Raw genomic sequence first — 10,393 nt, 5'->3', positions numbered from 1 at the left:
CGAACTCCACCTCGCAGCCGCCGCCACCAACATCCTCAAACTCCACCGCACCACCACCTGCACCACCTAACAGCCCCCCGGGCAACCGCCCACGGACCCGACACCCACCGACCACCCAGCCCTGCCCTCCGCCAACCAACACCATTCCTCAACAGGCTCTACAAGCCGCCATCGACCGAACAACCCGCCACCGGGCCGCAAAGTGCCCCGATCTGGGCGGGCGCCCACCGCCCCGGCGAGGCAGGGCGAGGCGAGGTGGGACAGGTGGGCCGGGTCTGGCGGAGCGGGTTCAGGCAGGGGCGCTGAGGCGGCCCAGGGCGATGGCTACGCGACCGCCGGCCTGCTCCAGGGCCTCGCGGGCCTGGGCGACGGGAGAGCCCGTCAGAAGGTGCACCAGGGCCGGTTTGAGCTCGCCGTCGGCCTCGGCCAGCGCCGCGGAGCAGGCGGCCTCGTCGGCGCCGGTGGCCTCAGCCAGGATCCGGAGCATCCGGCCGCGGAGCTTCTGGTTGGTGGCGACCATGTCGACCATCAGGTTCGACCAGGTGCGGCCGAGCTTGATCATCAGCGTGGTGGAGAAGCTGTTCAGGATCAGTTTCTGCGCGGTGCCCGCCTTCAGCCGGGTGGAACCCGCGATCACCTCGGGCCCGGTGTCCGCGGCGATCACGATGTCGGCCAGCGGAGCCAGCGGTGCGGACGGGTTAGAGGTCACCAGGACCGTGGTCGCGCCGACCGCCCGAGCCGCCCGCAACGCGCCCGCGACGTACGGCGTACTGCCGGAGGCGGCCAGTCCGATGACGAGGTCGTGCCCGGTGACGGAGGCCGCGTCGGCGGCGCCGCCCTCCTCGGAGTCCTCGACGTTCTCGACCGCGCGGAGCAACGCCTCCATGCCACCTGCGTGATGGGCGACGACCAGGTCGTCCGGGGCATGGAAGGTCGGCAGCAGTTCGGCCGCGTCGAGCACCGCCAGGCGACCGGAGGTGCCGGCGCCGAAGTAATGCACCCGGCCGCCGTTCCGGACCGCCGCCACGCCGGCGTCGACGGCCTGCGCGAGTTCCGGGATCACCGCACCGACCGCGCCGGCGACTCTGGCGTCCTCCGCGTTCACCATCCGGAGGATCTCGGTGGTGCCCACCGCATCGATCGCGAGCGTCCTGGGGTTGCGCTGCTCCGTGGGTGTGATCACAGAGACGATGTTAGTTTTCTACTGAAGGATTTTCAATTCTGTTGATCATTGACAGAGCTCTTCAGCCGGTGACCCCGGACCGCGGTCGCCGTCTCCTCGAGCGCCTTCCGGGCGTCCGGCAGCACGGACTGTGCGACCCCGATGAACAAGCAGTCGACCACCATCAGCTGCGCGATCCGGCTGGACATCGCGCCGGACCGGTATGTCGTCTCGCGAGCGGCCGTCGTCAGCACAAGATCTGCGGTCCGGGCCAGCGGCGAGCGCGGGAAATTCGTCACCGCGACGGTGGTGGCGCCGTGCTTGGCCGCCTCCTCGAGCGCCTCGACCACCTCGATCGTGGTCCCGGTGTGCGAGATGCCGATCGCCACGTCGTCCTCACCGAGCAGGGCGGCGCTGGTCAGCATCACGTGGACGTCCGACCAGGCGAAGGCGACCCGGCGGATCCGGTGCAGCTTCTGCTGCAGGTCGAGCGCCACGAACGAGCTCGCGGCGGCGCCGTACAGGTCCACCCGAGGCGCCTTCGCGACCGCGGCGACGACCTTGCTCAACGCGTCGACGTCCAGCTGCTGAGCGGTCTCGCGGACCGCCCTTTCGTCCGCGAACGCGACCTTGCCGACGACATCGGCCAGGGAGTCCCCCGGCTCGATGTCGCCGCCGACCTCTGGCCGGATGTTCTCCTGCGCCGACTGGGCCGCCAACTGCAGGCGGAGCTGCGGATAGCCGGGGACGCCGATCTGCTTGCAGAACCGGATGACCGTGGTCTCCGAGGTGGACGCCACCTCGGCCAGTTCGGAGATCGTCATCGCCGCCACCCCGCCCGGGTCCGCGAGGACCGCGTTCGCCACCCGCTGCTCGGCCGGGGCCAGCGCGGGCATCACCGCGCGGACCCGGACCAGCAGCGGCCCCGTGGGTCCTGGAGAGGTAACTGAAGTCATGACGCCACCGTACGGCGATTAAGCACCGAGCGGGGTCACCGACGCGAAAGTCTCCAACCAGAGGCGATAAATGATTCAGGCGTTCGTTCTCCGTCGAACAGCACCTGGTCGCCCGACGAGACCTTGACGCCGTCCACATAGACTCCCCGGCCCTGGTACAGCGGGTCGGAGGTGTAGCGCCAGCGCAGCGTCTGGTCGCCCGCGCCGAGGTCGGCCGACACCTGGTGCCAGTGCCGGTCGCCGGATCCGCTGATCGAGCCGTCCCGGTCGATCACAGTGCCCCGATCCCTGACAGTGAAGGGCACCTTCGTCCAGGTAGTCCCGTCTGTAGAGCTCTCCAGGTACAGGAGATCGGTTTCCTCGGTGTCCACGAACAGGTCGAACGACAGCTTCGCGCCGGCGGCCGGTACCGCGACCTTCGCGTCGAGCGTCGTCGTACTGGCGTCCGTGGTGCCGGAGAACCACGCGTCCTTGCCGTGCCGCGGGCCGACCCCTAGCGAGAGCGCCAGACCCTGTACGACGGCACGCCGGGCCGGGTTGTTGCTGCCCCAGTTGCGGCTCGGGTGGACCCGGTTGGTCAGCAGGATCGCGAACGAGCGCGAGTCGAAGTCGATCACGATCGAGGTGCCGGTGTACCCGGTGTGCCCGGCCGTCCGGGGAGCGGACAGACCACCCATGTACCAGCGCTGGTTCAGCTCGAAGCCGAGCCCGTGGTCGTTGCCCGGGAAGGCCTGGTTGAAGTTCGTGATCATCGCGGTCACGGAGCCCTCCTTGAGGATCCGCGCCCCGCGGTAGCTGCCGCCGTTCAGGAACGTCTGCGCCAGCACGGCCAGGTCGTCCGCGGTCGAGAACACGCCCGCGTGGCCGGCGACGCCGCCGAGCGACCAGGCGTTCTCGTCGTGCACCGAACCCCAGACCATGCCGCGCGGCGGCGCCGTCTGGTACTCCGTGGCGGCGATCCGCGGCTTCTTCTTCTCGTCCGGGTTGTAGCCGGTGTCGCGCATCTGCAGCGGCTTGGTGATCCCGTCCGCGACCAGTTTGTCGAGCGTCTTGCCGGACACCCGGGCCGCGACCTCGCCCAGGGAGATCAGGTTCAGATCGCTGTACAGGTACGTCGTGCCGGGAGCGCTGGTCGGTTTCGCCGTCAGCGCCATGTGCATCCGGGAGGCCGGATCCGGCTGCGCGCTCCACAACGGCAACCACGCGGGCAGGCCGGTGGTGTGGGTGAGCGCCTGCCGGACCGTGATCGCGCCCTTGCCGTTCTCCGCGAACTCCGGCACGTAGGTCGCGATCGGCGTGTCCAGCCCGATCTTGCCCTTCTCCACCTGCTGCATCACCACGATCGAGGTGAACAGCTTCGACACCGACGCCATGTCGAAGATGGTGTCCGTGCGCATCGGGATCTGCTGGTCCGCGGGCAATTCGGTCCCGCTGCCGTCCGAGTACTTCAACGCCAGCCCGGTCGCCGTCCTGGTGACGACCTTGCCGTCGTGACCGAGCAGCGTCACCGCCCCGGCGTACAGGGGTTTGACGGTGCCGCTCGGCTGGGTCCAGCCCGCGACCTGGGCGAGCGCCGCATCGATCGGGGCAGGGTCGAGACCGGCCTTCGCGGGGGTCGAGTCGCGCAACAGCGTCGACTTCGGCGCGTAACCGTCGTGCGGCTGGTCGAAGCGCCCGGACTTGTTGCCTGAAGCAACTGCAGGAGTGGCCACGGTGAGCATCAGGGTAGACACTACCGCGATCGGCTTGACCAGTTTCACCGGTGATCTCCCTTGTACAGCAGGTACTTCGCGCGCCGGGCGGTCCAGGCGTCGGTCTCGCTGCGCCAGGCGGCGATGATCGCCTCGGCGGTGGCGCCGCCGTCCAGCATGGTGCGGAAGCGATCCGAGCCGGTCAGCAGGTCGATCCACCGGCCGGGCGGGTTGTCACCGGTACGCCAGGCGAAGCCCGGGTACAGCCTCTTGGCCTCGACGATCATGTGGGTCGCGGCGACGATCGCCTCGACCCGGTGCGGGTCGGTGATCTGGATCTGCACTCCACCGCAGAGCACGTTCGCGTTCTTGCTGATGAACGGCGTGAAGTAGGCCTCGCGGAAGGCGATGCCCGGGATGTTCTTGGTCTGCAGCGCCTGCGCCCACTTGTAGTCGGCGTACGGCGCGCCGATCAGCTCGAACGGCCGGGTGGTGCCGCGGCCTTCGGACATGTTGGTCGCCTCGAACAGGCAGGCGCCGGGGTAGAGCAGCGCGGTGTCGGGCGTCGGCATGTTCGGGCTCGGCATCACCCAGGTCAGTCCGGTGTCGGCGTACAGCTGGTCCCGCTTCCAGCCCTTCACCTGGATCACCTGGAGCTCCTTGAGCCGGGCGCCGTTCGCGTCCAGCGGCAGGTACTCGGCGTTGAAGAGCCGGGCCAGCTCGCCCACGGTCATGCCGTGCTGCTGGATGATCTCCTCCTTGCCCACGCCCGAGGTGTAGCCGGGCTTGAGCATCGGGCCGCGCGCGTAGCCGCCGACCGGGTTCGGCCGGTCCAGCACGACGAACTTGGCGCCGGTCCGGACCGCGGCGATCATCGCCTCGTACATGGTCCAGATGTAGGTGTAGAACCGCGAGCCGACGTCCTGGATGTCGAACACGACCGTCTCGACGCCCGACTTCGTGTAGAGCGAGGCGAGCTTGTCCGCGTTCGCGCCGTACGCGTCGTAGACCATGATCCCGGTCCGCGGGTCGACGTGGTCGCCCTCGGAACCGCCGGCCTGCGCGCTGCCGCGGAAGCCGTGCTCGGGCCCGAAGACCGCGACCACGTTCACCTTGCCGGACGCGTGCATGGTGTCGACGATGTGGTTCAGGTCCTCCAGGATGCCGGTCGGGTTGCTGATCACCCCGACCTTCTGCCCGGCGAGTGCCTTCCATCCGTCGTTCGCCAGCGCCTGGGCGCCGGTCGTCACCTTGCTGCCTTGCTTGGCCGGCTCGGCCGCGCCGGCGGCCTGGACGTCGATCAACGGGGCGGCGGCGAGTGCTCCCGCACCAGCCAGCAGACTGCGGCGCTTCATCGCATTCTCCTTCGAGGACACACAGGGGAAGTAGTCACGGGCGGAAGTACAGGTCAGCCACCACGGGGCGGTGATCACTGGCCGTTGATTCTGGAGGTACTGCGGCGTGCTGGACGCGGAAGCCCGCGCCCACAGTGACGAAGTCGATCCGCTTCACCGGAGTGACGGCCGGATAGGTCGAGGGACCACCAGTGGTCGCCGCGGCCTCGGTCCAGCTGTCGTCGAGGCGCCCCCAGAGCTTGGCGAGCTCGGGCGCGTCGTGCTCGGCGTTGAAGTCGCCGACCAGGATCTGCAGGTCCTTCTTGCGGTCCCGGGCCAGGATCTTCACCGTGTCGTCCACCTGGGCGAGCCGGACCGACGGGTCGGCCCGGTAGTCCAGGTGCGTGACGTAGACGTGCACCCGGCGGCCGCGGACGTCGAGCTCGGCCTCCAGGAATCCCGGCGCCGGAGCGGGCACGGGATTCGGGTCCTGGGTGGAGAGCCGGGTGATCGGATGGTTCTCTGTACGTTGTAAGGGGAATCGCGAGAGCACCCCGACGCCGTACTGTCTGCGCGGCTGCCCGGCGGCCGGAGGATCCAGGTCGTAGATCGGCGCGAACCCGGCGTACATGCCGAGCTTCTCCGCCAGTTCCGCGATGGTGTCCCGCCACTGGCTGCGCGCGTCCCAGTGCACGTCCACCTCTTCGAGGCCGACCACGTCCGCGTCGAGCGCCTTGATCGCCAGCGCCGTCCGGTCCAGGTCGAAGACGTTGTCCTCGCCCGCCCCCGCGTGGATGTTGTACGACGCCACCGTCAGGCGGGTCTCCTTGGCGTCCCAGGTGAGGCCGTGGCCGAACGGATACAGCGACTGGGTGGGATCCGCGGCGGTCGGGATGTCCACCGGGAGCTTGCCCGTCGGCGCGATCTCGCCGTACAGGACCTTGGCGAGAGCTTCGTGGGAGACGGCCGCGTAGGAGTACGTGGCGAGGGTGGTCCGTGCCGCGGCGAAGTACGCGACGTCGTATGGGTCGCGGACAGCGACAACGATCACCGGGCGGCCGGTGGCGAGCAGTGCGTTGACGAGCTTCTGCTGCTTGGCCTGCTTGTCGGTGACGGCCGTGTCCCACGCCTTCATGGTGAGCACGATCGTCAGGTCAGCCGCCGCGGACGCCGCGACCGCATCGTCGATCTTGGCGTCGGTGGGAGTGGCGCCGGTGTCCTTGACCGTGGTGGTCGCACCGCGCTTCTGCAACGCCGCGCCGAGGACCGCCGGTGTGTAGCCCGCGACCAGGATCTTGCGGGACGCGGGCGACAGCGGCAGCAGGCCGGCGTCGTTCTTGAGCAGGGTGGTGCTCTGGTCGGCGATGCGCTGTGCCGCCGCGTAGTTGGCAGGCGTACCGACGATCTTCGAGACGCGGGTGAGGTCGACGTACGGGTGGTCGACGACGCCGGTCTTCAGCTTCAGACTGAGGATCCGCTCGAGGCTCTGGTCGATCCGCTGCTCGCTGATCCGGCCGCTGCGAACGGCGTTGAGGACCGAGTTGTACGCGAGATCCAGGTCGACCGGCATCAGGAGCTGGTCGACGCCGGCCTCGATCGCCCGCAGCGGGATCTCGGCGTCGCCGTACTTGTCCCGGACGCCTTGCATGCCGAGGGAATCGGTGATCACCACCCCGTCGAAGCCGAGCTGCTCGCGCAGGATCCCGGTCAGGATCGGCTTGCTCAGGGTGGCTGGGTCCCCGGACGGATCGAGCGCCGGGACGACGATGTGCGCCGTCATGATCGACTCGATGCCGGCCCGGATCGCCGCCTCGAAGGGCGGACGGTCGATGGTGTTCCACTGCTCGCGGGTGTGGCTGATCACCGGGATGCCGGTGTGGCTGTCGGTCGCGGTGTCACCGTGGCCCGGGAAGTGCTTCGCGGTGGAGACGATCCGGCCGTCGCGCTGGTAGCCGGCGACCTGCGCGGCCGTCAGCTGCGCGACCAGTTGCGGGTCGCTCGAGAACGAGCGGACGCCGATCACCGGATTGAGCGGGTTCACGTTGACGTCGGCGACCGGCGCGAAGTCGGTGCTGACGCCGACGGCCTTGAGCTCGCGTCCGCCGATGCCGCCGGCCGTGCGCGCGTTCGTGGCGGACCTGGTCGCCCCGAGCGCCATCGCGCCGGGGAACTGGGTGGCCGGCGGACCGACCCGGAACACGACGCCGTGCTCCTGGTCGGTGCTGATCTGCAGCGGGATCCCCTGGTTGTCCAGGGAGGCGCTCTGCAGGCCGTTCGACAGCCGCGCGATCTGGTCGGGGTTGGCGACCGAGTCGGTCCAGGCGAAGTAGATCACCCCGCCGAGGCGGTACTTGCGTACCACCTCGGCCGGGGTCGCCACGCCGTACAGGTTGGTGTTGCGCTGGTCGGCCGTGTCCGCGGTCGGGCCGTAGACGTAGCTGACGAAGAGCTGCCCGACCTTCTGCTCGAGCGACATCCTGCGCAGGGTCTCCCGGACCCAGCGGTTGGACGCCGCCTGGGCGGGCGCGGCCGCGAACGTAGTACCAACTACTGCCGCGGCCGCGAGGCCGAGAGTCTGCCGACGGGAGAACTCGATCGGGCTCACCAGGTCAGTCCATGGCCGAACTGGTAGAGCGGGGTTGTGGGCTGGCCGGCGACCGGGATGTCGACCGGGAGCTTGCCCGTCGGCGCGATCTCGCCGTAGAGCACCTTCGCCAGCGACTCCATCGAGACACCCTGGTAGCCGTAGGTGGCCAGGTACGTCGGCGCGTCGTCGAAGTATGCGATGTCGTAGGGGTCGCGGACGGCGACGACGATCACGGTCTTGCCGGTGGCGAGCAGGTCCTTGACCAGCTTCTGCTGCTTGGCCAGCTTGTCCGTCACCGTCGTGTCCCACGCCTTCTGGGTCAGGACGACCGTCAGGTCATTGACCTGCGCCTTCGCGACCGCGTCGGCGATCGCCGCGTCGGTCGGCGCCGCCCCGGTCTGCGCGACCGTGGTGGTCGCGCCGCGGTTCGTGAGGCTGGTGCCCAGCGACGCCGTCGTGGCGACGCCCCAACCGGTGACGAGGACCTTCCGCGGGGTGTTGGAGAGCGGCAGGGTCGAGTTGTTGTTCTTCACCAGGGTGATGCTCTTGTCCACGATCTTCTGCGCGGCGGCCAGGCTGGCCGGCGTACCGACGACGCTCGGGATCTTCGCCGGGTCCACGAACGGCTGGAAGAGCACGCCGTTCTTCAGCTTCATCAGCAGGATCCGCAGCAGGCTCTCGTTGATCTGGCGCTCGCTGATCCGGCCCGACTTCACCGCGTTGACGACCGCGTTGAACTGCACGTCCGGCGCCGGCGGCAGCAGGATCTGGTCGGCTCCGGCCTCGATCGCGCGGACCGCCACCTCGGCGTCGCCGTACTTGGCCCGGACCGCGGCCATCTCCAGCGCGTCGGTGATGATCAGACCCTTGAAGCCGAGTTGGTCGCGCAGCACACCGGTCAGGATCGGCTTGCTCAGCGTCGCCGGGTCACCCGACGGATCGAGCGACGGCACCACGATGTGCGCGGTCATGATCGAGTCGATGCCGGCCTTGATCGCGGCCTTGAACGGCGGCGCGTCGATCGTGTTCCACTCCTGCAGGGTGTGGTTGATCGTCGGCAGCGAGGTGTGGCTGTCGTCCCGGGTGTCACCGTGGCCCGGGAAGTGCTTCGCGGTCGCCATGATCCCGGCGTCCTTCTGGTACCCCTGGACCTGCGCGACCGTCATGTCGCTCACCAGCTTGGGATCGCTGGAGAACGAGCGGACGCCGATGACGGGGTTCAGTGCGTTCACGTTGACGTCCGCGACCGGCGCGTAGTCCTGCCTGATCCCCATCGCCTTCAGCTCACGCCCGGTGATCCCCGCCGCGGTCCGGGCGTCCGCGGTACTGCGGGACGCGCCGTGGGCCATGTTGCCGCCGAACTGGGTTGCGGGCGGCCCGATCCGGACCACGACGCCCTGCTCCTGGTCGGTGGCGATCGTCAGCGGGATCCGCAGGCCGGTGTTGGTGGCCGCGGTCTGCAACTGGTTCGAGTACGTCGCCAGCTGGGTCGGGCTGGTGACGTTGTCCCGGGCGTTGAAGTAGATCCACCCACCCGGCTTGTACTTCGCGACCACCTCGGCGGGCGTCGCCACGCCGTACAGGGCGGTGTTCCGGGCATCAGGCTTCGCGGCGTCCGGCCCGTAGGCGAACAGCACGAACATCTGCCCGATCTTCTCCTCCAGCGTCATCCCCCGCAGCGCCTGGGTGGCCTGCTGCAGATTGGTGATCGCCGGCGCCTTGGCGCGAGGATCGGGCGGTGGAGCACTGACAGCGGCGGTGGGAGCCAGCGAAGCCACGACGGCAACGGCGCTCACCCCGGTGAGGCTGGCAACGGCAAAACGGCGCAAGGCGGACATGACCGACCCCTCAGGTAATTGAATTACAACCGTGCCCCCGCACGCGAAAGTTACCCACGCCACCGAGCCCGGTCAAGGGGAAACCGCAACCTCATCCAACACGCCCCGCACACCCCCGACAACAACCAGCACAGTTCAATCACTTGAACCTCAGCCGACCAACCCCACCCGACTACACTCCGCGATCCTCTGCAGCCCGCAGAGGCTCATGGAACCGGCCAGTCGCCAGCCGTCAGTCGGCGAGGAGTTGGCGGCGGAGCTGGTCTGGGTCGGGGTTCACCTGGGGGTGGCCGGCGTGGACGACCGTGGGGACGGTTTCGTTGCCGCCGGTGATCGCCCGGACGGCCGCTGCGGCCTCCGGGTCGGTCCAGATGTTGACCCAATAGGCCCGGCGCGCGAGACGGCCGAGCTTCAGTCGTAGGCGGATGCAGTACTGGCAGCCCGGGCGCCAGTAGATGATCGCTCTGCCGTCGTCGGTACTGCGGTGCTGCGCCTCGGCCGCGGTGATCGACCTGGGGAAGGCCAGGGGCGACATCAGAGCGGCCAGCGCGCAGAAGGCGACCGCCAGGACGACTCCCGAGCCGGGTGAGCCCGCGGCGACCTGGGAAGCGGCTGCCAACAGCCCGCACACGCAGACCAACCCGGCCAACATCCAGCTACGCAGCACGCCCGTGACGGTATCTCACCCCGTCCGCACCCGGGCCGAGGCCATAGGAGCCGCTCACGACCCGAAGCTCGTCGCCTCGTACTTCACCGACGATGCACCTTCCAAGGCATGCACCCGTACGTCCGCCAAACCCCCGAAGCCTGGCTAATCGCCCACTA

Annotated in this window: 7 protein-coding genes; all 7 read right to left on the bottom strand. The window is 69.1% G+C overall.

The genetic code is table 11. The features are described 5' to 3' along the window. Positions 1 to 289 precede the first annotated feature (289 nt). The 7 genes from murQ to EV648_RS03885 all read right to left on the bottom strand — a co-directional run bounded on the left by murQ (position 290) and on the right by EV648_RS03885 (position 10,235). The gene (murQ, locus tag EV648_RS03915; protein WP_199234404.1) at positions 290 to 1,183 is read right to left on the bottom strand and encodes an N-acetylmuramic acid 6-phosphate etherase; all 894 of its coding nucleotides are present in this window, start codon (positions 1,181 to 1,183) and stop codon (positions 290 to 292) included. A gap of 32 nt (positions 1,184 to 1,215) precedes the next feature. Next, a complete protein-coding gene (locus tag EV648_RS03910; protein ID WP_132284968.1) occupies positions 1,216 to 2,118 on the bottom strand; it encodes a MurR/RpiR family transcriptional regulator in 903 nt (300 codons plus the stop codon). 35 nt (positions 2,119 to 2,153) lie between these two features. Then, entirely contained in the window at positions 2,154 to 3,878 is a 1,725-nt protein-coding gene (locus tag EV648_RS03905) for a serine hydrolase domain-containing protein (protein ID WP_241994854.1), read from the bottom strand. Beyond that, a complete protein-coding gene (locus EV648_RS03900) occupies positions 3,875 to 5,164 on the bottom strand; it encodes an exo-beta-N-acetylmuramidase NamZ domain-containing protein (protein ID WP_132284966.1) in 1,290 nt (429 codons plus the stop codon). Before EV648_RS03900 ends, EV648_RS03905 begins: the two co-directional genes overlap by 4 nt. 34 nt (positions 5,165 to 5,198) lie before the next feature. Continuing rightward, positions 5,199 to 7,748, bottom strand: coding sequence for a glycoside hydrolase family 3 N-terminal domain-containing protein (locus tag EV648_RS43795; protein ID WP_158293889.1), 2,550 nt, complete (start codon positions 7,746 to 7,748; stop codon positions 5,199 to 5,201). Then, a complete protein-coding gene (locus EV648_RS03890) occupies positions 7,745 to 9,568 on the bottom strand; it encodes a glycoside hydrolase family 3 protein (RefSeq protein WP_132284964.1) in 1,824 nt (607 codons plus the stop codon). The genes EV648_RS43795 and EV648_RS03890 overlap by 4 nt, the downstream gene beginning before the upstream one ends. A 232-nt stretch (positions 9,569 to 9,800) precedes the next feature. Continuing rightward, complete coding sequence (locus EV648_RS03885) at positions 9,801 to 10,235, bottom strand: glutaredoxin domain-containing protein (protein ID WP_199234403.1); 435 nt, start codon at positions 10,233 to 10,235, stop codon at positions 9,801 to 9,803. Between the last annotated feature and the right edge of the window lie 158 nt (positions 10,236 to 10,393).

The organism is Kribbella sp. VKM Ac-2568 (assembly GCF_004345365.1).
Lineage (GTDB): Bacteria > Actinomycetota > Actinomycetes > Propionibacteriales > Kribbellaceae > Kribbella > Kribbella orskensis.
This window is presented reverse-complemented; position numbering and strand designations above follow the sequence as displayed.

What these genes read in the sequence shown, in the direction of transcription:
- EV648_RS03890 (WP_132284964.1), bottom strand. Translation starts at nt 9,568, where the DNA reads ATGTCCGCCTTGCGCCGTTTTGCCGTTGCCAGCCTCACCGGGGTGAGC.
- EV648_RS03910 (WP_132284968.1), bottom strand. Translation starts at nt 2,118, where the DNA reads ATGACTTCAGTTACCTCTCCAGGACCCACGGGGCCGCTGCTGGTCCGG.
- EV648_RS03900 (WP_132284966.1), bottom strand. Translation starts at nt 5,164, where the DNA reads ATGAAGCGCCGCAGTCTGCTGGCTGGTGCGGGAGCACTCGCCGCCGCC.